The organism is Parahaliea mediterranea (assembly GCF_003402235.1).
Classification (GTDB): Bacteria; Pseudomonadota; Gammaproteobacteria; order Pseudomonadales; family Halieaceae; genus Parahaliea; species Parahaliea mediterranea.
This window is the reverse complement of the sequence record NZ_QEWO01000001.1, coordinates 1143424-1167411: the sequence shown is the minus strand read 5'-3', so window position 1 is coordinate 1167411 and position 23988 is coordinate 1143424. Positions and strand designations below refer to the sequence as shown.

Below are 23988 nucleotides of genomic sequence, written 5' to 3'. Positions count from 1 at the left end.
CTAACCGGGTTGGTCGGGGCCTTACAAGGGGTCAGGGCTTCAGGGTTTTCTTCGGGTGCTTGCGCTCGGGGTAGCAGGTGCGGCAGATCTCACATACCCGGCCGTCGCAGCCGCGGGCGGTACAGTACTCCCGGCCGTAAAAAATAATCTGCAAATGCAGGCGGTTCCAGTACGCCTCGGGGAACAGGCGCTTCAGGTCGCGCTCGGTCTGCACCACATTCCTGCCGTTGGTCAGCCCCCAGCGCTGGGCCAGGCGGTGGATGTGGGTATCCACCGGAAACGCCGGCACGCCAAAGGCCTGGGACATTACCACGCTGGCGGTTTTGTGGCCCACGCCGGGCAGGCGCTCCAGGGCCTCCATGTCTGCCGGCACCTCGCCGTTGTGTTCTTCCAGCAATATTTCCGACAGGCGCTTGATGGCCTTGGACTTCTGCGGCGACAGGCCGCAGGGGCGGATGATCTCGCGAATCTGCTCTACTTCCAATGCGGCCATGTCGGTGGGATTGTCGGCAACGGCGAAAAGGGCCGGGGTCACCTGGTTGACGCGCTCATCGGTGCACTGGGCCGAGAGCAGCACCGCCACCAGCAGGGTGAAGGCGTCGCTATGGTCCAGGGGCACCGGGGTCTCGGGGTACAGTTGCTGCAGGCGCTCAAGAATGTAGGCAACCCGCTCGGCCTTTTTCAGCATGCTTTACAGGCCCCGGATGACGTCGATCATGCGCCGGGCGGCCTCGACACAGGCATCGGGCTCGGCCACCAGCGCCATGCGCACGCGGCCCTCGCCGGGGTTGCCGTTGCCGGCGTCCCGGGCCAGATAGCGGCCGGGCAGCACGGTCACGTTGGCATCGCGCAGCAGGGCGCGGGCAAAGTCGGTATCGGGCACCGGGGTGGCGGGCCAGAGGTAAAAGCCCGCGTCGGGCCGACTGACGTCAAGGTGCCCCGCAAGCACGTCCAGCACCGCGTCAAACTTTTGCCGGTACAGGCGGCGGTTTTCCACCACGTGGGCCTCGTCGCCCCAGGCGGCAATGCTGGCGTACTGGTGGTGCAGGGGCATGGCGCAGCCGTGGTAGGTGCGATAGCGCAGGAAGCTGGCAATCAGCTCGGCATCGCCGGCAACAAAGCCGGAGCGCAGCCCGGGCAGGTTGGAGCGCTTGGACAGGCTGTGGAACACCAGGCAGTTGGCGTAGCTGCTATCGCCCATCGCGGCGCAGGCCTGCAGCAGGCCGGGGGGCGGGTTGTTCTCGTCCGGGTAGATTTCCGAGTAGCACTCGTCGCTGGCAATCACGAAGTCGTGTTCTTTGGCCAGCCCTATCAAGCGCTGCAGGGTTGCCAGTGGCAGCACCGCGCCGCTCGGGTTGCCGGGGCTGCACAGGTAAAGCAGCTGGCAGCGCTGCCACTGCTCGGCGCTGATGCTGTCGAAGTCGGGCACAAAGTGGTTGTCGGGCCGGCAGTCGATGAACACCGGCTGCGCCCCCGCCAGCAGGGCCGCGCCCTCGTAAATCTGGTAGAAGGGATTGGGGCAGATCACGCTGGCGCCGGAGCCCGGTGCAATCACCGCCTGGGCGATGGCAAACAGCGCCTCCCGGGTGCCGTTCACCGGCAGGACTTGGCGCTCGGTATCCACGCCCGGCAACTGGAAGCGCCGTGTCAGCCAGCTGGCAATGGCTTCGCGCAGGGCGGCAATGCCCGCGGTAGCCGGGTAGTTGGCCAGCTTGTCCAGGTGCTCGGCCATGGCCTTTTGCACAAACGCCGGCGAGGTGTGGCGCGGCTCGCCAATGGACAGGGCGATCGGGCTGTGGGCGGTGCTGGGGGTGATGTCGGCGAACAGCGCGCGCAGTTTTTCAAAGGGGTAGGGGTGCAGCAGCTCTAGCTGTGGATTCATCGGTGGTGTTGCCTTAAAGCTGTTTGTCGAGGCGGTCGCGAATGGCCTGCTGGATGGCTTCGCAGCGCGCCGGGTCGGTAATGGGCTGGTCGTCTTCGTCGGTGATAAAGAACACGTCTTCCACCCGCTCGCCCAGGGTCTGGATCTTGGCCGCCTGCAGCACCACATCCTGCTCGACAAATACCTGGCCGATGCGCGCCAGCAGGCCGGGGCGATCCGGCGAGGCCACCTCAAGCACGCTGACATGCTTGATGCTGTCCACGCTCATGCGCGTTTCGGTGGGAATGGCGAAGGACTTCATCTGCCGCGGCGTCAGGCGCTGCACCACGCTGGGTTTGCCGCCCTCCGGGCCCAGGCTGTGGGACAGGTGCTCTTTGATGTGCCGCAGGCGCGCGCCGTCCTCGGCAATGGAGCCGCCGTCGGAATCCAGCACGAAGAAGGTGTCCAGGGTCATGTTGTCGTTGGCGTTGTAGATGCGCGCATCGTGTACGCTGAGGTCCAACTGTTCCAGTTCGGCGCACACGCGGGAGAATAACTGGGGGGTGTACACCGCGTGGATGAAAATCTGGGTGGCATTGGCCACGCTGGAATCATTGGACGAGCGGATCAGTACCAGCGGCTGGCTCTTGTCGTGGTGGCCGGCAATGGCCTCGGTGTGCCAGGCAATATCCTCGGCCCGCTCGCGCAGAAAGTAGTCCTCGCCGCGCTCCTGCCATAGCTCGTCCAGCTCCTCCAGGGTAAAGCCCCGGTATTCCAGAATATCGATGGCGGCGTTGCGCGCCTCGTCAATCCACACCTGCTTGTCCACCGGGTTTTCCAGGCCCCGGCGCAGGGCGCGCTTGGTTTCGGTGTAGAGCTGGCGCAGCAGGCTGCCGCGCCAGGCATTCCACAGGTTGGGATTGGTGCCGTTGATATCCGCCACGGTCAGGGAGAACAGGTAATCCAGCCGGTGCTGGTCGCCCACGTGCTGGGCAAACTGCTGGATCACCTCCGGGTCGGAGATGTCCTTGCGCTGGGCCACTGCCGACATCAGCAGGTGGTTCTGCACCAGCCACACCACCAAGTTGGTGTCGCGCTGCAGCAGGCCGTGTTGCTGGCAGAAGCGCTCGGCATCCACCGCGCCAAGCTCCGAGTGGTCGCCGCCGCGGCCCTTGCCGATATCGTGGTACAGGCCGGCAATGTACAGCAGTTCGATTTTCGGCAGCCGCCGCGCCACCCGGCTGGACACCGGAAAGCGCTCTTCATAGTCCGCCTTCTGAAAGCGGCGCATGTTCTGGATCACTTCCAGGGTGTGGGCGTCCACCGTGTAGGCATGGAAGAGGTCGTGCTGCATCTGGCCGACAATGCGCCCGAACTCCGGCAGGTAGGTGCCGAGGATGCCGTAGCGGGTCATGCGCCGCAGTTGTCGGGTGACCTTGTAGGGCGCGCGCAGAATGTCGAGAAACAACTGGTGGTTGCGCGGGTCGGCGCGGAAGTGGTCGTCAATCAGGTGGCGGTTGTCGCGGATCAGCCGGATGGTGGGCGCGCCGATGCCGAGAATGGATTTGTCCTGCGCCCCCAGCAGGAATACCTCCAGCAGGGCCGAAGGGTAGTGCTGGAACAGGTTGGGGTCGATCACCTCCAGGTAGCCGTTGCGGGTGCGAAAGCGCTCGTTGATCTCGCGCAGATCGTCGTCGCCGCTGGCGGCAAGGATGGACTGGTCGAAGTTCTGGATCAGCACTTCATTGAGCTGGCCCAGGGACAGGGCCCAGCGGTAGTAGAGCTGCATGAACTGCTCCACCGCCAGTTTGTCGCCGTCCTCAAAGCCCCACAGCTCGGCCAGGGCGCGCTGGTGGTCGAACAGCAGGCGGTCTTCCTCGCGGCCGGTGACCATGTGCAGGGCGTAGCGCACCCGCCACATGAACTCACGCCCGCGCTGCAGGATGCGGCGCTCGTCGGGGGTGAGGAATTCGCCGGAGGGAATGTCGTCGATACCCGCCACGCCCAGGTGGCGCTCGGCGATCCAGCCGATCACCTGCAGGTCGCGCAGGCCGCCAGGAGAGCCCTTCACATTGGGTTCCAGGTTGTACTCGGTGTCGGCGTACTTGTTGTGGCGCGCTTCCTGCTCCGCCATTTTGGCGCGGAAGAACTCGCCGATGGGCCACATGTTGTCCGGCGCGATGGCCTCGGCCACGGCCGCCATCAAGGCGTCGCTGCCGCGAATCACCCGGGCTTCCATCAGGTTGGTGAGGATGGTGATGTCGCCAGCGGCAGCCTCGCGGCACTCGGCCACGCTGCGCACGCTGTGGCCAATGTCCAGGCCGATGTCCCAGAGCAGGGTCAGAAAGGCTTCGATAGGTTCGCGGCAGTGTTCGCTGTCGTCGCCCACCAGCAGCAGGATGTCCACGTCCGAGCGCGGGTGCAATTCGCCGCGCCCGTAACCGCCCACTGCCACCAGGGCGAACTGTTCAGGCCACTGCTGGCGGTCGCAGAGAGTGCCGAGCAGGGCGTCCATAAAACGGGCGCGCAGGCGAATCAGGTCACCGGCTTCCACCCCAGCGTGAAACTGCCGGTCGAGATACGCGCCGGCATTTTTCAGCGCCGCCTTGCAGCGCGGGATGGGCTGGGCGCCCTCCAGGTCGGCGGTAAAGGCCGCCACATCGAACATTGCCTCGGGCAGTGAAGGGTGGGCGGCGGTCATCGGGGCTGGGTCTCCCTCAGAAGCTTTCGTTGCTGCGGCGGGTAAAAATTTCGCAGCCGTCCTCGGTCACCCCGATGGTGTGCTCCCACTGGGCCGACAGGCGGCCATCCTTGGTGGTGACCGTCCAGCCGTCCTTCTGGTTGAGCTTGGTGTGGCGGCGGCCGGCATTGATCATCGGCTCGATGGTAAAGGTCATGCCAGGCTCCAGCACCAGCCCGGCGCCGGGTTTGCCGTAGTGCAGCACCTGGGGGTCTTCGTGGAACACCTCGCCAATGCCGTGGCCGCAGTATTCGCGCACCACCGAATAGTAGTTTTTCTCGGCGTGTTGCTGGATGACGTGGCCGATATCGCCCAGGGTGGTGCCGGGGCGCACGATGTCCAGGGCCTTGTACAGGCACTCCTGGGTGACGCGCACCAGGCGCTGGGCGTGCTCCGGCACGTCGCCCACCAGCACCATGATGCTGGTGTCGCCGTGAAAGCCTTCTTTGATCACCGTGACATCAATGTTGATGATGTCGCCGCTTTTCAGCTTCTTGCTGTCGGAGGGAATGCCGTGGCACACCACCTCGTTGATGGAGGTGCAGATGGAGCGCGGAAAGCCGTGGTAGCCGAGGCAGGCGGGAATGGCGTTCTGGACCTGGGTGATGTGCTCGTGGCAGATGCGATCCAGCTCACCGGTGGTGATGCCGGGTTCCACGAGGGGTTCGATCATTTCCAGCACTTCCGCGGCCAGCCGGCCGGCCACCCGCATGTGTTCCAAGTCCTGGGCTGATTTAATGGATACCGCCATTGCTAACCTATTGAAAATTCAGACTTTAGTGCCGGGGCGCAGGCCGATGTGGCCGGGGCCTGGGCGGCAGAGGGCCGCTATTCTACCGCAAGCGGCCGACAAAAGCGCAGGCGTGTCGCCAGAAACGGCAGTTTGGCGCCAATTTCGCCTTTAATCGGGGGTGGCGCTGTGGTATAAAGCGCGCCTCGCTGCGGGCGGCCCTCTGGTTTGGGGTTGTCGACGCTGGCGGGAACTAACGCCGCACACATATCGCAACCTCTCCCAGGGTGCCGGTTCGCCGGTTTGGGGCGGGGGATATGTGGAGGACTAACCCAAATACAAGGTATTGATTATGTCGCAAGTAAGCATGCGCGACCTGCTGCAGGCGGGCGCACACTTTGGTCACCAGACCCGTTACTGGAACCCCAAGATGGGCAAGTTCATCTTTGGTGCCCGTAACAAGATCCACATCATCAACCTCGAGCACACCGTGCCGGCCTTCAACGAAGCGCTGACCCTGGTGAAGCAGATGGCTGGCAACAAGAACAAGATCCTGTTCGTGGGCACCAAGCGCGCCGCGGGCAAGATCATCAAGGAGCAGGCGGAGCGCGCCGGCATGCCTTACGTGAGCCACCGCTGGCTCGGCGGCATGCTGACCAACTACAAAACCATCCGCGCCTCCATCAAGCGTCTGCGCGAGTTGGAAGCCCAGCAGGCCGACGGCACCTTCGCCAAGCTGACCAAGAAAGAAGCCCTGATGCGCACCCGCGACATGGAGAAGCTCGAGCGCTCCATCGGTGGTATCAAGGACATGGGCGGCCTGCCTGATGCGCTGTTCGTTGTCGACGTTGACCACGAGCGCATTGCCATCTCCGAGGCCAACAAGCTGGGCATTCCGGTGATTGGCGTGGTGGACACCAACTCCAACCCGGACGGCGTGGACTACGTTATCCCCGGCAACGACGACGCCATCCGCGCGATCAAGCTCTACGTGACCGCCGTGGCCGACGCCTGTGTGGCCGGCCGCTCCGAAGCAGGTGAGGCCGTGGTAGCCAAAGACGAGTTCGTCGAAGAAACCGCCGAAGCCGCCGCCGAGTAAGTCTCGCCCGCCCCGGTCACGATACTGTCACCGGGGCCCCTCATCATCCCCGGTGGCCACAGCGTCAGGCGGGGATGTTTCGCATGACAGGAATTTTCCCCCGAGGGGGACAAGCAGGAGGACACTATGTCTGCAGCACTGGTTAAAGAACTCCGCGAGCGCACCGGACTGGGCTTGCTGGAATGTAAAAAAGCCCTGGCCGAAGCAGGTGGCGACGTTGAGAAAGCCATCGAAGAACTGCGCAAGTCCAGCGGCATGAAGGCCGCCAAGAAGGCTGGCCGCACCGCCGCCGACGGCGTGGTTGCCACCCGTGTGGCCGAAGACGGCTCCTACGGCATTGTGCTTGAAGTGAACAGCGAAACCGACTTCGTTGCCCGCGACGCTGGCTTCCTGGCCTTTGTCGGCAAGGTGGCCGAGGCCGCCTTCACCGCCAAGCAGACCGACGTTGCCGCGCTGATGGCCGGCGAGCTGGAAGCTGACCGTGAAGGCCTGGTGCAGAAAATCGGCGAGAACATTGGCGTGCGCCGTGTCGAGCTGATCACGGCCGATGCCGGCGTGGTTGGCCAGTACGTACACGGCAACAACCGCATCGCGGTACTGGTTGAGCTGAAAGGCGGCGACCAGGATCTGGCCAAAGACGTTGCCATGCACGTGGCCGCGGTCAACCCGCGCGTGGTATCCCCGGCTGACATGCCGGAAGAAACCATTGCCAAAGAGAAGGAAATCTACACCGCCCAGGCCGCCGAATCCGGCAAGCCGGCCGAAATCATCGAGAAGATGATTGGTGGTCGCGTGAAGAAATTCCTGGCCGAAAACTCCCTGGTGGAGCAGGCCTTCGTCAAGGACCCCGATATCACCGTTGGCAAGCTGGTTGCCAACGCCGGTGCCGAGGTAGTTTCCTTCGTTCGCTTTGAAGTGGGTGAGGGCATCGAGGTCGAGAAAGTCGACTTTGCCGACGAGGTGGCAGCCCAGCTCAAAGGCTGAGTCCACAGCGCGAATCCAACGGGGCCGAACGGCCCCGTTTTTCGTTGTGGGGGCGGGAGTGGGAAGTGGGATTGGAGAGAGAATGGAGCGTGAACGGAGCGTGGACGGAGCAAGAGAGGCGCCAAATAGCACTGGGGTGTAACACTAATGTCCTGTAATATACGCCCCCAGCTCAGGAGACCAGATTCATGCCCCAAGGCTCAGGCGACAAAAAGTACAAGCGTATCCTGCTGAAACTCAGCGGTGAGGCCCTCACCGGGTCGGAAAAATTCGGCATTGACCCCAAAGTCCTCGATCACATGGCCCTGGAAATCGGCCAGCTCGTCGGTATCGGCGTGCAGGTGGGGCTGGTGGTGGGCGGCGGTAACCTGTTCCGCGGCGCGGCACTGCAGGCGGCCGGTCTGGACAGGGTCACTGGCGACCACATGGGCATGCTGGCCACTGTGATGAACGCCCTTGCCCTGCGCGACGCGCTGGAGCGCTCCAACATTGCCACCCAGGTCATGTCCTCCATTCCCATGAGCGGGGTGGTGGATCACTACGACCGGCGCAAGGCGATTCGCGCCATGGGTAATGGCGATGTGGTGATTTTCAGCGCCGGTACCGGCAACCCCTTCTTTACCACCGATTCCTCCGCCTGCCTGCGTGGCATTGAAGTAGAGGCGGACCTTGTACTGAAGGCCACCAAAGTGGACGGCGTGTACTCCGCCGACCCCTTCAAGTACCCGGACGCGGTGAAGTACGAGCGCCTGAGCTACGACGAGGTGCTGGATAAAAAACTGGAAGTGATGGACCTGACCGCCATCTGCCTGTGCCGGGACCACAATATGCCGGTGCGAGTGTTCGAAATGGAAAAGCCCGGCGCGCTGCTGAACATCGTTCGCGGCGGCCAGGATGGCACCCTGATCGAATAAGCCCGCGCCAGGCATAAAACAGGAGAGAAACATGATTGAAGATATCAAATCGGAAGCGGCCGAGCGCATGGACAAGAGCCTGGAAGCGCTGACCCACAACTTCAACAAAATTCGCACCGGGCGCGCCCACCCCAGCCTGCTGGATGGCCTGAAGGTCAGCTATTACGGCGCCGAAACGCCGCTCAACCAGGTAGCGAACGTGAACGTTGAGGATGCCCGGACCCTGGTGCTGACCGCCTGGGACAAGAGCATGATCCCCGACATCGAGAAGGCCATCTACAAATCGGACCTGGGGCTCAACCCGGCCACCGCTGGTGAAGTGATCCGTATTCCCATGCCGATGCTGACCGAGGAAACCCGCAAGGGCTATATCCGCCAGGCCCGTGCCGAGGCGGAGGCTGCCCGGGTTTCCGTGCGCAACGCCCGCCGCGATGCCATGGGCATGCTGAAGGAAATGGTCAAGGAAAAGGAAATCAGCGAGGACGATGAGCGCCGTGGCCAGGACGTGGTGCAAAAGCTCACCGACCAGTACATCGCCAAGGTGGAGGCCATGCTCTCCACCAAAGAAGAAGACCTGATGGAAATCTAAGCCATCGCGTCCATGCCTACAGTTGAGGGGTCTGACAAGGGAAATTCCACATCAGACCGGGTCGTTCCCCGCCACGTTGCCATCATCATGGACGGCAACAACCGCTGGGCCCGTCGCAACGGTGTGCCGGGCCCCGCCGGCCACCGCGCCGGTGTTGAAGCGGTGCGGGGAGTGCTGCGCGCCTGCCGCGACAGCGGTGTGGAAGTACTGACCCTGTTCGCTTTTTCCAGCGAGAACTGGGGGCGCCCCCAGCCCGAGGTGCGGGCCCTGCTGGCCCTGCTGTCGCGCTACCTGCGCAATGAAGTGCGCGAACTCCACCGCGATAATGTGCGCCTGCGCTTTATCGGCCGGCGCGATCGTTTCAGCGAGCGCCTGCAACGCCTGATGCGCCAGAGTGAACAGCTCACTGGCAACAACACTGCGGCCACCATGGTGATTGCCGTCGACTACGGCGGCCAGTGGGATATCGCCCAGGCGGCACGCAAAGTGGCGGAGCAGGTGCAGCGCGGGGAACTGGCCGTTGACGCGGTAACGCCAGAGCACCTGGCGGCGCACATCGCGGTGGCAGACCTGCCGCCCCCGGATCTGTGCATTCGCACCGGCGGCGATGCCCGCATCAGCAACTTCATGTTGTGGCAGTTTGCCTACAGCGAGCTGTACTTCACCAATACCCTGTGGCCGGATTTTGGTGAACTCGAATTTGCCCGCGCCCTGTCGGATTACAACCGCCGCGAGCGGCGTTTTGGCCTGCGCCCCACCGGGGATCTGGTTGCCGGAGGTGGCGATGCTTAGACAGCGCGTGTTTACCGCCCTGGTGATGGCAGGTTTGTTTCTGGCGGCCATGGCCTTTTTGCCGCTGCCGGGTCTGGCGCTGTTTTTTGCCCTGGTGGTTTCGCTGGGCGCCTGGGAGTGGGCCCCGCTGGCGGGCTGGCGGCCGGCGCTGGCGCGCAGCGCCTATGTCCTTTTGAACCTGGGCCTGCTGGCCGGCCTGTACGTTTACTGCGGCCTCGGCCGCCAGCCAAGCCCTGACGATGTACAGCCGATTTTGGGGCTGGGCTGTTTGTGGTGGTCCTTCCTGCTGCTGTGGGTCAAGGGGTATCCCACCAGCGCGGTGCTCTGGGGCAGTGTGCCCGCGCGCACGCTCATGGGCTTGCTGGTGATGGCCTTTGCCTGGGTGGCGGCGGTCTATCTGCTGAGCTTCCCCCGCGGCGGCATCGTTATGGTATGCATGGTGTTGGTGGTGGCGGCGGCGGACATCGGCGCCTACTTTGCCGGCAAAACCTTTGGCAAGCACAAACTGGCGGCGGCGGTCAGCCCCGCCAAAACCTGGGAGGGCTTCTGGGGTGGCATGGCGTCGGCATTGCTGCTGGCGGTGGTGTTCTGGTATCTGCTGCCGCCGCAGATGGCCCACGTCAGCCTGACGGCGGTGATCGCGGTGACACTGTGCACCGCCCTGGCCTCGGTGGTGGGGGACCTCACCGTGAGCATGGTCAAGCGCGAGAGCGGGGTCAAAGACAGCGGTTCCATCCTGCCCGGCCACGGCGGCGTGCTGGACCGCCTGGACAGCATCTGCGGCGCCGCCCCGGTGTTTGCCCTCGGCCTGCTGCTGGCGGGCTGGTAGTTCGACTATGACCCACCCTGCGCAACAGGCCGTATCGGTGCTGGGTTCCACCGGCTCCATCGGTGTCAGCACCCTCGACGTGATTGCCCGCCACCCGGATCGCTACCGCGCCTGGGCGCTGGCGGCCCATACCTCGGTGGCGGCATTGCGCGACCAGTGCTTGGCCCACCGCCCTGAATACGCCGTGATGATGTGCCCCGACAGCGCTGAACAGCTGCGGGCCAGCCTGCCGGCGGAGCTTGGCACTACCGTCCTTGCCGGCGAAGAGGGCCTGCTGCGCATTGCCACAGACGCCGCGGTGGACGCCGTGATGGCGGCCGTGGTGGGTGCTGCCGGCCTGCCCTCGGCGCTGGCGGCGGCGCGGGCGGGCAAGCGGGTGCTGCTGGCCAACAAGGAATCGCTGGTGATGGCCGGCCACCTGTTTATGGAGGCGGTGCGTGAATCCGGTGCCCTGCTGCTGCCCATAGACAGCGAGCACAACGCCATCTTCCAGTGCCTGCCGGTGGATCGCGGCGGGCGTCCCGGTCGCGCCGGTGTCAGCAAAGTGCTGCTGACCGCATCCGGCGGGCCGTTTCGCACCTGGAGCGCGGCGCAGATTGCAGCGGCCACGCCGGCCCAGGCCTGCGCCCACCCCAACTGGGATATGGGACGCAAGATTTCGGTGGATTCCGCCACCCTGATGAACAAAGGGCTGGAGCTGATCGAGGCCTGCTGGCTGTTCGATCTGCCGGCGGAGCAGGTGGAGGTGGTGGTGCATCCCCAGAGCATTGTGCATTCCATGGTGCAGTACGATGACGGCTCGGTGCTGGCCCAGCTGGGCAACCCGGATATGCGCACGCCCATCGCCTATGGCCTGGCCTGGCCCGAGCGCATCGACGCCGGGGTGGCGCCGCTGGATTTGATCGCCCAGGGGCGGCTGGATTTCGAGGCGCCCGATACCGGGCGCTTCCCCTGCCTGCGCCTGGCGCGGGAGTCGGCCAGTGCCGGCGGCACGGCCATGGCGGTGTGCAACGCCGCCAATGAGGTGGCGGTGGCGGCCTTCCTGGCCGGGAAGGTGGGTTTTGACGCCATTCCTGCAATCATCGAGCAGACGCTGGCGGACATCCCGGTAGTTGAACCCGACTCACTGGCTGTGGTCGAATCTGCTGACGCGCAGGCCAGGGCCCGCGCGCAAGCCCTTGTGGGACAACGGAACCGTTAATGGAATTGCTGTATACCATCGCCATTACCCTCGCCACCCTGGCTGTGCTGGTGGCCGTGCACGAATACGGGCACTTCTGGGTGGCCCGGCGCTGCGGGGTGAAGGTGCTGCGCTTTTCCATCGGTTTTGGCAAGTCCCTGTGGACCTGGCGCGACCGCCAGGGCACCGAATACAGCGTGGCGGCCATTCCCCTTGGCGGCTACGTAAAAATGCTGGACGAGCGCGAGGGTGAGGTGGACCCGGCCGAGGTGCACCAGGCCTTCAACCGCAAGCCCGTATTGCAGCGCATCGCCGTGGTGGCCGCCGGCCCGCTGGCCAACTTCGCCCTGGCCATCGTCGCCTTCTGGTGTCTGTTCATGGCGGGGGAGAGTGGTTTTGCCCCGGTGATCGGCGAGGTCAAGCCCGGCTCGGTGGCCGATGTGGCCGGCCTTGAGGCGGGGCAGGAAATTATCGCCGTGGACGGCCGCGAGACCCCCACCTGGCAGGCGGTGAACTTCCAGCTGCTCGATCGCATTGGCGACAGCGGCCCGATTGCCTTCGCCGTCAAATACCCCGACTCCGATGTCATTTACGAATCCGAGGCCATCGTCAGCGAATGGCTGGCGGACCAGGAGCAGCCGGATCTGTTCGGCGGCCTGGGCCTGACCATGTACACCCCGGATATTCTGCCGGAAGTCGGGGAGATCACCCCGGACAGCCCCGCCGAGCGGGCCGGCCTGCAGAGCGGCGACGTGGTGCTCAGCGCCGACGGCATTGCCATGCCCCTGTGGCAGGACTGGGTGGAATACGTGCGCGCGCGGCCACAGCAGGCCATTGAACTCAGCCTGCGGCGTGGCGATGGCACGGTGGAAACCACCATCACGCCAGAGCGTATCCTCGACGAAGACGGCGAGGCCTTCGGCCGCGTTGGGGTGGCGGTGGTAATGCCGGAGATGCCGCCGGAACTGGTGCGCAGCTTCTCCCGCGGGCCGCTGGAAGCACTGGCCGCGGGTGCCCAGCGCACCGCCGACCTGACCGTGTTTACCCTCAATTCCATCAAGAAAATGCTGCAGGGGCTGATCTCGCCAAAAAACTTGAGCGGCCCCATCACCATTGCTAAAGTGGCCACCGCGTCCGCCAAGTCGGGCCTGGAGTCCTACATTAGCTTCCTGGCTTTGCTCAGCGTCAGTCTGGGTGTTCTCAACCTGTTGCCGATCCCGGTGCTCGATGGTGGACATCTCCTGTACTACACAGTGGAGCTGCTGGCCGGGCGCCCCGTACCAGAGAAAATACAAGTGCTGGGGTATCAACTGGGTCTGTTCCTGGTCCTCTCGATCATGGCGCTGGCCCTGTATAACGATTTCGCACGCCTTTAATCAGACCGAGTGTGGCGGGATAAAAGCAAAATCAATCAATTTGACTTCGGGCAGGCCCATACCGGTGTTTGACAAGACTACGAGCAAGCGACTCCCCCTCTGGCTGGCGCTCAAGCTGGCAATTGCTGTGCCGACGGCGACGGTGGCACCGCTTGCGGTGGCACAGACCTCGTCCTCCTTTATTGTCAGCGATATCCGCGTCGAGGGCCTGCAGCGTATTTCCGCCGGCAGCGTGTTTGCCGCCATGCCGCTGGCGGTGGGCGACATTGTCAACGAGGATGCCCTGCGCGCGGCCTCCCGCAGCCTGTTCGCCACCGGCAACTTTGACGACATCCGTATCGGGCGCGACGGCAACGTGCTGGTGATTGTGGTGGCCGAGCGCCCCAGCATCAGCGAGATCAACATCGAGGGCAACAAGGCCATCGAGACCGAGGCCCTGATGGACGGCCTGAAGAGCGCCGGCCTCGCCGTGGGCCAGGTGTTCCAGCGCTCCACCCTGGAAGGCATGCAGCTGGAACTGCAGCGCCAGTACGTGCAGCAGGGGCGCTACGACGCCAACATCGAAACCGAAGTACTGCCGGAGCCGCGCAACCGGGTGTCCATCAACATCGATGTGGACGAAGGCACCGTGGCCGCCATCAAGCACATCAACGTGGTGGGCAACGAGGTCTTCGACGACGAAGAACTCACCGACCTGTTCGCCCTGAAAACCACCGGCTGGTTTTCCTTCTTCACCAACGACGACAAATACTCGCGGGAAAAGCTCACCGGCGACCTGGAAACCCTGACCTCCTACTACATGGACCGGGGCTACCTGCAGTTCACCATCGACTCCACCCAGGTGTCGGTGTCGCCGAACAAGGAAGCCGTCTACATCACCGCCAACGTCACCGAGGGCGAGAAGTTCACCGTGGGCGAGGTGGACCTGTCCGGTGACCTGGTGCTGCCGGAATCGGACCTGCGCCGTTTCGTGCTGGTGTCCGAAGGGCAGACCTTCTCCCAGCAGCTGGTCACCTCCACCGAGGAATACCTGACCCGCCGCCTGGGCAACGAAGGCTACAGCTTCGCCAAGGTCACCGGTATTCCCGAGGTGAACGAAGACGACAACACCGTGGCGATGAAATTCTTCATCGACCCCGGCAAGCGCACCTACGTGCGGCGGGTGAACTTCAAGGGCAACATGAAGACCGCCGACGATGTACTGCGCCGGGAAATGCGCCAGATGGAAGGCGCGCCGGCATCGGCCGCCGCCATCGAGCAGTCGCGCGTGCGCCTTGAGCGCCTGGGCTACTTCAGCAAGGCCGAAGTGGAAACCCCGGAAGTACCCGGCCACGATGACCTGATCGACGTGGACTTTGCCGTAGAGGAGCAGTCCTCCGGCAGCATCGGCGCCAGCTTCGGCTACGCCCAGGATGCCGGCCTGATCCTCGGCCTGAACCTGCAGCAGGACAACTTCCTCGGCACCGGCCGGCGGGTGGGCATTGCCCTCAACAGCTCCCGCTACCAGGACCTGTACAACTTCAGCTACACCAACCCCTATTACACCGAAGACGGTGTGAGCCGCGGCTTCAACGTGTTCTACCGCTCCACCGACCTGTCGGAAGTGAACGTGGCCAGCTACACCACCGACACCCTCGGCGCGGCCCTGAACTTCGGCTACCCGATTGGCGAAACCCAGCGCCTGGGCTTCAGCTTTGGCGTGTCCAATACCGAGATTACCGCCGGCCGCTATGCGGTGCAGGAGATCAAGGCCAGCCCGCGCCTGATCGACGGCGTGGACTTCTACTACGACAGCACGGTGCAGGAAGACGGTACCTACGCCGCCATCGAAGAGCTGTACCCGATCGACGCCCTGCCGGACGGGTCACTTACCATTCCCACCGAACCGGGCTTCCTGGATATTCACGGCGATGAGTACCTGAACTGGACGGTAACCGGCAGCTGGACCCAGTCCACCCTGAACCGTGGCCGTCTGGCGACGCGTGGCGCCAGCCAGTCGGTAGCGCTGGAAGTGGCGGTGCCGGGCTCAGACCTTGAGTTCTACAAGCTGACCTACCGGGGCGAGATCTACTTCCCCATCGTCAATGAGTGGACCCTGCGCTTGCGTACCGAGCTGGGCTACGGCGATGGCTACGGCGACACCCAGGGCCTGCCCTTCTACGAAAACTTCTTCGCCGGCGGCTTTGGCTCCGTGCGCGGGTTTGAGAACAACACCCTGGGCCCGCGCAGTACCCCGCCCGAGATTTACGACGTGAACCAGCCGGTCACCGAGATCGACGAAGACGGCAATGCCACTGAGCGCGGTGGCCCCGACGGCCGCCAGTTCGGTTACGTGCGCGACCCGGAAACCGGCAAGCTGGTGTTCAACACCTATCGGCCCAACCGCGATTCCGATCCCTTCGGTGGCAACGTGCTGATCGAGGGCAGTGCCGAACTGCTGTTCCCATTGCCCTTTATCAAGGATCGCAGCAAACTGCGCTCCGCCTTCTTTGTGGATGCGGGTAACGTGTTCAATACCCAGTGCTCGTCGAACCAGATCAACTGCTTCGATATCGACGGCGACGAGTTCCGCTACTCGGTGGGTGTGGGCGTGAGCTGGATTACCGGCTTTGGCCCCATGACCTTCAGCCTTGCCAAGCCGCTGAACGCGGGCCCCGAGGACGAGGAAGAGGTCTTCCAGTTTACCCTCGGCCGCGGCTTCTGACCTTTTTTACTACTGATAATTGGAGTGTATTGTGTCCAGACTGTTGAAAATTGCCCTTGCCACCCTGGCTCTGAGCCTGCCCACCCTGGGCTGGGCGCAGGGCAAGATTGCCGTGGTCAACCTCGAGCAGGCCATCCTGCAAACCGACTATGCCCAGAAGCAACTGGCGGCGGTGCGCAACCAGGATGACTACAAGGCCGACAAGGCCGAGTACGACAAGCTCAAGGAAGAGTTCGACAAACTGCTGAAAGACTTCCAGAAAGACGCCGCGGTGATGAGCCCCGAGCAGCAGGTGGCCGCGCGCCAGAAGCTGCAGAGCAAGCAGTCCGACCTGGAGCATGTGACCGGCAAGCTGCAGAAGGCCGAGCAGGCCGCCGGCCAGGTGCTGTTGCAGGAAATGTCACCCAAGGTGCAGGAAGTGCTGCGCGAGCTGATCACCACCGAAGGCATTGGCCTGCTGCTGCAGCGCCAGTCTGTGATTCATGCCGACGCCGGCTACAGCATCACCGCCAAGGTTACCGACAAGCTGAACCAGCAGCCTGCGAACTAAGCTGTGATCACACTCGGGGAGCTCTCAGAGAAGCTGGGTCTGGCTTACTCGGGTGATGCGCAGCGCCAACTCAGGGGCCTGGCGACGCTCACTGCCGCCGGCCCCGACCAGCTGGCCTTTCTGGCCCAGCGCAAGTACCGCGACCAGCTGGCCGCCACCGGTGCCGGTGCCGTCATTGTGCCGCCGGATATGGCCGACGCCTGCCCGGTAGACTATCTGGTGGCGGACGACCCCTACCTTTGCTTTGCCAGAGTCAGCGGCCTGTTCGACCGCGCCCCGGTGCCACCTGCCGGCGTGCACCCGGCGGCGAGTGTGGCGGCGGATGCCCAGGTCGATGCCTCGGCGTCGGTGGGCCCCAATGCAGTGGTGGAAGCCGGCGCGGTGATAGGCGCCGGCGCGGTGATAGGCGCCAATGTCTACATCGGCCAGCGCAGCCGGGTGGGGGCGCGCAGTCGCGTGCATCCCAATGCCGTGCTCTACCACGATGTACGGGTGGGCGATGACTGCACCATCCACTCCCAGGCGGTGCTGGGCGGCGATGGCTTCGGCTTTGCGCCGGGCCCCCAGGGCTGGGAGAAAATCCACCAGCTCGGCGGGGTGTGGATCGGGGATCGCGTGGAAGTGGGGGCTTGTACCACTATCGATCGCGGTGCGATTGAAGATACGGTCATCGAAGACGGCGCCATCATCGATAATCTGGTGCAGATCGCGCACAACTGCCGCATCGGAAAAAATACCGCGATAGCCGGTTGCACCGGCCTCGCCGGTAGCACGATTATAGGGGCCAACTGCACCCTCGCCGGCGGCGTGGGTGTAGTGGGGCACGTCGAGATTTGCGACAACGTTCACGTGACGGGCATGACCATGGTCACCAAGTCCATCACCGAGGCGGGCTCGTATTCCTCCGGCACCCCGATGTCCACAACCAGGGACTGGAAGCGCAGCGCGGTTCGCTTCGCCCAGTTGGACGCCATCCAGCGGCGCCTGGCCAGCGTCGAGTCGCGGCTCGATGACGGGTCGGAACACAGTTAATACAGAGGACATCCTGCTTCATGTTGTTGGACATCGCAGACATTCGCAAATACCTGCCCCACCGTTACCCCTTCCTGCTGGTTGATCGCGTGGTGGAATTCAACCCCGGTGAATCCATCGTCGCCTACAAGAACCTCACCATCAACGAACCCTTCTTTGATGGCCACTTCCCCGACAAGCCGGTGTTTCCCGGCGTGTTGCTGGTGGAAGCCATGGCCCAGGCGGCGGGCATTCTGGGCTTTAAATCCCAGGAGAAAACCCCGGCGGACGGCTCCATCTACTACTTTGTCGGCGCCGACAACCTGCGTTTCAAGCGCCCCTGCGTGCCGGGGGACCGGGTAATGCTGCGGGCGAAAATCCTCGGCGACCGCCGCGGTATCTGGAAGTTTGAAGTCAGCTCCGACGTGGACGGAGAGCTGGCTGCCTCCGCCACCATTCTCTGCGCAGACCGCAAGGCCTGAGCCACGCCATGATTCACGAGCAGGCCATTGTCGATCCCGGTGCGAAACTGGCGGCGGACGTTCGCGTCGGCCCGTGGAGCTATATCGGCCCGGGGGTGGAAATTGGCCCCGGCACCATCGTGGAGAGCCATGTGGTGATCAAGGGGCCAACGACGATTGGCGAGCACAACCACATCTACCAGTTTTCCACCGTGGGCGAGGCGACGCCGGACCTCAAGTACCGCGACGAGCCCACGCGGCTGGTGATTGGCGACCACAACGTGATCCGCGAGAATGTGACTATTCACCGCGGCACCGTGCAGGACCGCTCCGAAACCACCATCGGCAGTCACAACCTCATCATGGCCTATGTACACATCGGCCACGATTGCGTGCTGGGCGACCACATCATCATGGTCAACAACGCCGCCCTGGCCGGGCATGTGCATGTGGGTGACTGGGCGATTCTGTCCGGCTACACGCTGGTGCACCAGTTCTGCAAGATCGGCGCTCACAGCTTCAGTGGCATGGCCACCGGCATCGGCAAGGACGTGCCGGCCTTTGTCACCGTCAGCGGCCAGCCCGCCGAGGCCAAGACCATCAATGTCGAGGGCCTGCGCCGGCGCGGTTTTTCCAACGAAACCATCAGCCAGTTGCGGCGCGCCTTCAAGATCCTCTATCGCCAGGGCCTGACCCTGGAACTGGCCCTGCAGCGCCTGGAAACGATGCTGCGGGAAACGCCGGAAGTGCAGATGCTGATCGACTCCGTACGCGCCTCGGAGCGCGGTATCGTCCGCTAGCGAGCCGCTGATGCGCATCGGCATCCTGGCCGGGGAGGCCTCCGGCGACATCCTCGGCTCCCGGCTTATTGCCGCGCTGCGTGAACGCCACCCGAATCTGGTGGTGGAGGGCATCGGTGGCCCGCTGATGGCGGAGCAGGGCCTGGACAGCCTCTTTCCCATGGAGCGCCTGTCGGTGATGGGGTTTGTGGAACCCCTCAAGCGCCTGCCGGAACTGCTGCGCATTCGCGGCACCGTCTACCGCCACTTCCGCGACAACCCGCCGGATTTGTTCCTTGGCATCGATTCCCCCGACTTCAACCTCCACCTGGAACGCAAACTGCGCCGGGCGGGGGTGACCACCGCCCACCTGGTAAGCCCCACGGTGTGGGCCTGGCGCGCGGGGCGCCTGAAGGGTATCGCCCGGGCGGTGGATCGCATGCTGTGCCTGTTTCCCTTTGAGCTGCCCATTTATGCCGGCCACGGCGTGGCCGCCAGTTTTGTTGGCCACCCGCTGGCCGATGAAATTCCACCCGAGGTGGATCGCGCAGCCGCCCGCGCTGCCCTGGGCCTTGCGCAGCAGGGGCGGCTGCTGGCCCTGTTGCCGGGCTCCCGTGGCGGCGAGGTGGGCCTGCTGGCGCCCCTGTTCCTGCAGGCGGCCTCGCAGCTCTCGCTGCTGCACCCGGATTTGCGCTTTGTGCTGCCTGGCGCCAATCGCGAGCGCGAGGCGCAGGTGCGCGAGCTGCTGGCGGCCTATCCGGGCCTGCCCTTGACGCTGGTCAGCGGGCGCTCGCGCGAAGTGATGGCGGCGGCCGATGCGGTGCTGCTCGCCTCCGGCACCGCCACCTTGGAAGCCACCCTGCTGAAGCGGCCAATGGTGGTGGCCTATCGCATGGCGCCACTGTCCTGGGCGCTGGTCCGGCGCCTGGTAAAAACCCCTTTTGCGGCGCTGCCCAACATTCTCGCAGGCCGGGCCCTGGTGCCGGAGCTGATTCAGGACGACGCCACCGCCCAGGCCATGGTGGAGGCCATCGAGCCGCTGCTGGCGGGGCAGGGGGCGGCCGCCGAGCAGCGCGAGGCCTTCGATGCCATTCACCGGGAGCTGGCGCTGGGTTTTGCCGGGCAGGCCGCCGAGGCCCTGCTGGCGACCATTCGCGACAAGGCCGGCCCTGCCGCGGCGAGCGCACCGGGGGGCAAAGGCCGTGGATGATCTGTTCCGGGTCGACTACGACGGCCCTGGCCTGGCCGGCGTCGACGAGGTGGGCCGGGGGCCGCTGGCCGGTGACGTGGTTGCCGCCGCCGTTATTCTCGACCCTGAGCGGCCCATTGCCGGGTTGCGCGATTCCAAGAAACTCAGCGAGGCCCGCCGCGAGGCCCTGGCCGAACTGATCCGCGAACATTCCCTGGCCTGGTGTGTGGCGCGGGCCAGCGTCGCCGAGATCGACGAGCTGAACATCCTCCACGCCTCGCTGCTGGCCATGCAGCGGGCGGTGGCCGGCCTGGCCGTGCAGCCGGGCTATGTGCTGGTGGACGGCAACCGGCTGCCGCGCTGGGACTATCCCTCCGAGCCGGTGGTGAAGGGCGACGACCGGGTGGCGGCTATTGCTGCCGCGTCGATCCTGGCCAAGGTGCAGCGCGATAGCGAACTGGTGGCGCTGGAGGCGCAGTACCCCGGCTACGGTTTCGCCAGCCATAAGGGCTACCCCACGGCAAAACACCTGGCGGCGCTGCGGGAACTGGGCGTAACGCCCGTGCACCGGCGCAGTTTTGCCCCGGTGCGGGCCTTGCTGGCGGGGCCGTAAGTCGCCATCGGCGGCCCCGCCGCGCAATAATCCGGCCGCTCAGTGGCCACACTCCAGCGCCGGCGTTAAACTCCCCCCATGACCGAATTCGTCCATCTCCGCGTCCACACCGAATACTCCCTCGTCGACGGCCTCGTCCGCGTCAAGCCCCTCATCAACCGCTGCGCCGAACTCGGCATGCCTGCGGTGGGCATCACCGACGTGGCCAATTTCTATGCGTTGATTAAAGTGCACAAGGCCGCCTTCGGCGCCGGCGTCAAGCCGGTGTTTGGCGTGGATCTGCACATTCGCGACAGCGAGGAAGACGAGCGCAGTGTGGTCATCAGCCTGTTCGCGATGAACGATACCGGCTATCGCAACCTCACCGAGCTGATCTCCCTGGCCTACCTGGAAGGGCAGTATCTCGGCCACCCCTATGTGAAACGCGAATGGCTGCAGCAGAAGGCCGAGGGCGTGCTGGCCCTGTCAGGTGGCGCCGCCGGTGACGTGGGGCAGGCGATTGTCGGCGGCAAGCCGGAGTTGGCCGAGCAGCGGGCGCGCTTCTGGATGCAGACCTACCCCGGGCGCTTTTACCTGGAGCTGCACCGCACCGGCCGCGCCGGCGACGAGACGGCCCTGCACGGGGCGGTGGCGCTGGCACAAACGCTGGAACTCCCGGTGGTGGCCACCAACGACGTGCGCTTTCTGGACACCGAAGAGTTTGAGGCCCACGAGGCGCGGGTGTGCATCCGCGAGGGGCGCACCCTGGACGACCCGCGGCGCCCGCGCAACTACACCGAGCAGCAGTACCTGCGCTCGCCGGAGGAGATGGCCGAGCTGTTTGCCGACATCCCCGAGGCGCTGGCCAATTCGGTGGCGATCGCCCGGCGCTGCAGTGTCACCCTGGAGCTGGGCAAGCCCTACCTGCCGGATTACCCGGTGCCGGAGGGGCTGACCATGGATGAGTACTTCCGCCAGTTGTCCCACGAAGGTCTGGATGCACGACTCGCGGTGTTGTTCGATACGGCGGCGCCGGATTTCGCGGCGACCCAGAAAACCTACCGCGAGCGCTTGGACTTTGAGCTGGACACCATCATCCAGATGGGCTTCCCGGGTTACTTCCTGATCGTGATGGACTTTATCCGCTGGGCCAAGCAGCACGACATTCCGGTGGGGCCGGGGCGGGGCTCGGGCGCCGGCTCGCTGGTGGCCTACGCCCTGGAGATTACTGATCTCGACCCGCTGGAATACGACCTGCTGTTCGAGCGCTTCCTGAACCCCGAGCGGGTGTCGATGCCCGACTTCGACGTCGACTTCTGCATGGAGAAGCGCGACAAGGTGATCGAGTACGTGGCCGACACCTACGGTCGCGACGCCGTATCGCAGATCATCACCTTCGGCACCATGGCCGCCAAGGCCGTGGTGCGCGACGTGGCCCGGGCCCAGGGCAAATCCTATGGCCTGGGTGACAAGCTGTCGAAGATGATTCCCTTCGAGGTGGGCATGACCCTCTCCAAGGCCATCGAGCAGGAGGAGGTGCTGCGGGACTTCCTGCAGGAGGACACCCAGGCCCAGGAAATCTGGGACATGGCAGTCCAGCTGGAAGGTATTACCCGCAACGTCGGCAAGCACGCCGGGGGCGTGGTGATCGCGCCGTCGAAGCTCACCGACTTCTCGCCCCTGTACTGCGACGAGACCGGCTCCGGCCTGGTGACCCAGTACGACAAAGGCGACGTGGAAGACGCCGGCCTGGTGAAGTTCGACTTCCTGGGCCTGCGCACCCTGACCATCATTCACTGGGCGGTGAAGATGATCGACGAGGTGCGCGCCGCCGCCGGTGAGGATCCGCTGGACATCATGCAGATTCCGCTGGACGACAAGCCCAGCTTTGACCTGCTGCAGTCGGCGGAGACCACCGCCGTGTTCCAGCTTGAATCCCGCGGCATGAAAGACCTGATCAAGCGCCTGCAGCCCGACTGCTTCGAGGACATTGTCGCCCTGGTGGCCCTGTTCCGCCCCGGGCCGCTGCAGTCGGGGATGGTGGACAACTTCATCAACCGCAAGCACGGCCGCGAGGCCATCTCCTACCCGGATGCCCAGTACCAGCACGAGTGGCTCCAGCCCATCCTGCAGCCCACCTACGGCATCATCCTGTATCAGGAGCAGGTGATGCAGATCGCCCAGGAACTGGCGGGTTACACCCTGGGTGGCGCCGACATGCTGCGCCGGGCCATGGGCAAGAAAAAGCCCGAGGAGATGGCCAAGCAGCGCAGCATCTTCGAGGAGGGTGCCAAGGCCAAGGGCGTCGATGGCGACCTGGCGATGAAAATCTTCGACCTGGTGGAGAAATTCGCCGGCTACGGTTTCAACAAGTCCCACTCGGCAGCCTACGCCCTGGTGTCCTACCAGACCGCCTGGCTCAAGGCCCACTACCCGGCGCCCTTCATGGCGGCGGTGATGAGTTCGGAACTGGACAACACCGATAAAATTGTCCTGTTTTATGAAGAGTGCAACCGCATGGGGCTCACGGTGAAGCTGCCTGACGTCAACGTCGGCCAGTACATGTTCACCGTCAACCCGGCGCAGGAAGTGATCTACGGCCTTGGCGCCATCAAAGGGCTGGGGGAGGGGCCGATCCTCAATATCCTCGCGGCACGGGAAGCGGGTGGCGCCTTCAGCGACCTGTTCGACTTCTGCGCCCGCACGGACCCGCGCAAGGTGAATCGCAAGGCCATCGAGGCCCTGATCAATGCCGGCGCCTTCGACGCCCTCGGTGTGGAGCGCTGGGTGCTGATTGACAGCGTGGACGATGCCCTGAAGGCGGCGGAGCAGAGCGCCAGCAACCGCGACAGCGGCATGACCGACCTGTTCGGCGAGGTGGTGCCGGCGGCGGGCAACAGTGATGAAGACGTGTACGCCGGCTTTCGCAACGCCCGCCCCTGGAATGGCAAAGAGCGGCTGGGGCGTGAAAAAGAGGCCCTGGGCCTGTTCTTCAGCGGCCACCCTATTGACGATTACGAAACCGAAGTGCGCAAGTTCGCCCCCACCCGCATTGCCGATGTGCGCGGCGACAAGCAGGGTAGCCAAGTGTTGGCGGGCTTGATTGTTGCCACCCGCACCATGAAAACCAAGCGCGGCGATACCATGGCGGTGATGCAACTGGATGATCGCTCGGCCCGTATTGAAGTCACTGTGTATGCCGACACCTACGCCGAATACCGCGACCTGCTGGTGAAAGACAGCATTGTGATTGCCGAGGGCAGCGTGGCCCACGACGATTACTCCGGCGGCCTGGCCATGCGCGCCAAGACAGTGCGCAGCCTGGAGCAGGCGCGGGAGGCCTATGCCTCGTCACTGACCATTGAGCTGCGCCAGGACATGGTCAACGACGCCTTCACTGAATGGCTGGCGCAAACCCTGCAGCAGGCAGGACGTGGTGCCTGCCCAGTGGCCCTGCATTACTTGCAGCCCGGCAACTGTGCCCGGGTGCGCCTGGGGGAGGTCTGGCAGGTCATGCCGTCGGATGAATTGCTGCAGGCCCTGCGGGACCGGGTTGGCGTGGAGCAGGTGGTGCTGGAATACGGCTGATGACCCCGTTCGGGGCCATC

At 64.4% G+C, this 23988-nt stretch carries 20 protein-coding genes; 16 read left to right on the top strand and 4 right to left on the bottom strand.

The annotated features are described in order from the left end of the window. Positions 1-31 precede the first annotated feature (31 nt). From nth to map, 4 genes are read right to left on the bottom strand one after another with little or no spacing between them, the layout of a single operon-like run. Entirely contained in the window at positions 32-688 is a 657-nt protein-coding gene (gene nth / locus DDZ17_RS04920; RefSeq protein ID WP_170150150.1) for an endonuclease III, read from the bottom strand. 3 nt (positions 689-691) lie between these two features. Further along, positions 692-1882: a succinyldiaminopimelate transaminase gene (dapC, locus tag DDZ17_RS04915; protein ID WP_116364787.1), complete on the bottom strand. Its 1191-nt coding sequence runs from the start codon at positions 1880-1882 to the stop codon at positions 692-694. A gap of 13 nt (positions 1883-1895) precedes the next feature. Further along, positions 1896-4562 carry a [protein-PII] uridylyltransferase gene (gene glnD, locus DDZ17_RS04910; protein WP_241505784.1) on the bottom strand — a complete coding sequence of 889 codons (2667 nt, stop codon included), beginning with the start codon at positions 4560-4562 and terminating at the stop codon, positions 1896-1898. A 16-nt stretch (positions 4563-4578) separates the two neighbouring features. After that, positions 4579-5352: a type I methionyl aminopeptidase gene (map, locus tag DDZ17_RS04905; RefSeq protein ID WP_116364786.1), complete on the bottom strand. Its 774-nt coding sequence runs from the start codon at positions 5350-5352 to the stop codon at positions 4579-4581. A 331-nt stretch (positions 5353-5683) separates the two neighbouring features. Between map and rpsB the strand changes: the two genes are divergently transcribed. The 16 genes from rpsB (at position 5684) to dnaE (ending at position 23968) form a co-directional block, all read left to right on the top strand. Next, positions 5684-6430, top strand: a complete 747-nt coding sequence (gene rpsB, locus DDZ17_RS04900; protein WP_116364785.1) for a 30S ribosomal protein S2 — start codon at positions 5684-5686, stop codon at positions 6428-6430. A 126-nt stretch (positions 6431-6556) separates the two neighbouring features. After that, complete coding sequence (gene tsf / locus DDZ17_RS04895) at positions 6557-7414, top strand: translation elongation factor Ts (protein ID WP_116364784.1); 858 nt, start codon at positions 6557-6559, stop codon at positions 7412-7414. Between the two features lie 188 nt (positions 7415-7602). Next, positions 7603-8328 (top strand): UMP kinase, encoded by a 726-nt coding sequence (gene pyrH, locus DDZ17_RS04890; protein ID WP_116364783.1) that lies wholly within the window; start codon positions 7603-7605, stop codon positions 8326-8328. A gap of 31 nt (positions 8329-8359) precedes the next feature. Then, entirely contained in the window at positions 8360-8917 is a 558-nt protein-coding gene (frr, locus tag DDZ17_RS04885) for a ribosome recycling factor (protein ID WP_116364782.1), read from the top strand. A 12-nt stretch (positions 8918-8929) separates the two neighbouring features. Continuing rightward, a complete protein-coding gene (gene uppS / locus DDZ17_RS04880) occupies positions 8930-9709 on the top strand; it encodes a polyprenyl diphosphate synthase (protein ID WP_116364781.1) in 780 nt (259 codons plus the stop codon). Then, positions 9702-10538 (top strand): phosphatidate cytidylyltransferase, encoded by an 837-nt coding sequence (locus DDZ17_RS04875; RefSeq protein WP_116364780.1) that lies wholly within the window; start codon positions 9702-9704, stop codon positions 10536-10538. The genes uppS and DDZ17_RS04875 overlap by 8 nt, the downstream gene beginning before the upstream one ends. Before the next feature lie 7 nt (positions 10539-10545). After that, positions 10546-11739 (top strand): 1-deoxy-D-xylulose-5-phosphate reductoisomerase, encoded by a 1194-nt coding sequence (gene ispC, locus DDZ17_RS04870; protein WP_116364779.1) that lies wholly within the window; start codon positions 10546-10548, stop codon positions 11737-11739. Continuing rightward, positions 11739-13094 carry an RIP metalloprotease RseP gene (gene rseP / locus DDZ17_RS04865; protein ID WP_116364778.1) on the top strand — a complete coding sequence of 452 codons (1356 nt, stop codon included), beginning with the start codon at positions 11739-11741 and terminating at the stop codon, positions 13092-13094. The genes ispC and rseP overlap by 1 nt, the downstream gene beginning before the upstream one ends. Before the next feature lie 127 nt (positions 13095-13221). Further along, positions 13222-15798 carry an outer membrane protein assembly factor BamA gene (gene bamA, locus DDZ17_RS04860; RefSeq protein ID WP_241505796.1) on the top strand — a complete coding sequence of 859 codons (2577 nt, stop codon included), beginning with the start codon at positions 13222-13224 and terminating at the stop codon, positions 15796-15798. A 31-nt stretch (positions 15799-15829) separates the two neighbouring features. Then, entirely contained in the window at positions 15830-16348 is a 519-nt protein-coding gene (locus DDZ17_RS04855) for an OmpH/Skp family outer membrane protein (protein ID WP_241505783.1), read from the top strand. A gap of 3 nt (positions 16349-16351) precedes the next feature. Then, entirely contained in the window at positions 16352-17380 is a 1029-nt protein-coding gene (lpxD, locus tag DDZ17_RS04850; RefSeq protein WP_338322790.1) for a UDP-3-O-(3-hydroxymyristoyl)glucosamine N-acyltransferase, read from the top strand. 23 nt (positions 17381-17403) lie between these two features. After that, the gene (gene fabZ / locus DDZ17_RS04845; protein WP_116364977.1) at positions 17404-17841 is read left to right on the top strand and encodes a 3-hydroxyacyl-ACP dehydratase FabZ; all 438 of its coding nucleotides are present in this window, start codon (positions 17404-17406) and stop codon (positions 17839-17841) included. A gap of 8 nt (positions 17842-17849) precedes the next feature. Next, entirely contained in the window at positions 17850-18620 is a 771-nt protein-coding gene (gene lpxA, locus DDZ17_RS04840) for an acyl-ACP--UDP-N-acetylglucosamine O-acyltransferase (protein WP_116364776.1), read from the top strand. Positions 18621-18630: 10 nt separating this feature from the next. After that, on the top strand, positions 18631-19809 hold the full coding sequence (gene lpxB, locus DDZ17_RS04835) for a lipid-A-disaccharide synthase (RefSeq protein WP_116364775.1): 1179 nt from the start codon (positions 18631-18633) through the stop codon (positions 19807-19809). Beyond that, positions 19802-20401, top strand: a complete 600-nt coding sequence (gene rnhB / locus DDZ17_RS04830; RefSeq protein ID WP_170150121.1) for a ribonuclease HII — start codon at positions 19802-19804, stop codon at positions 20399-20401. The genes lpxB and rnhB overlap by 8 nt, the downstream gene beginning before the upstream one ends. A 78-nt stretch (positions 20402-20479) precedes the next feature. Then, on the top strand, positions 20480-23968 hold the full coding sequence (dnaE, locus tag DDZ17_RS04825; RefSeq protein WP_116364773.1) for a DNA polymerase III subunit alpha: 3489 nt from the start codon (positions 20480-20482) through the stop codon (positions 23966-23968). Positions 23969-23988: the final 20 nt, after the last annotated feature.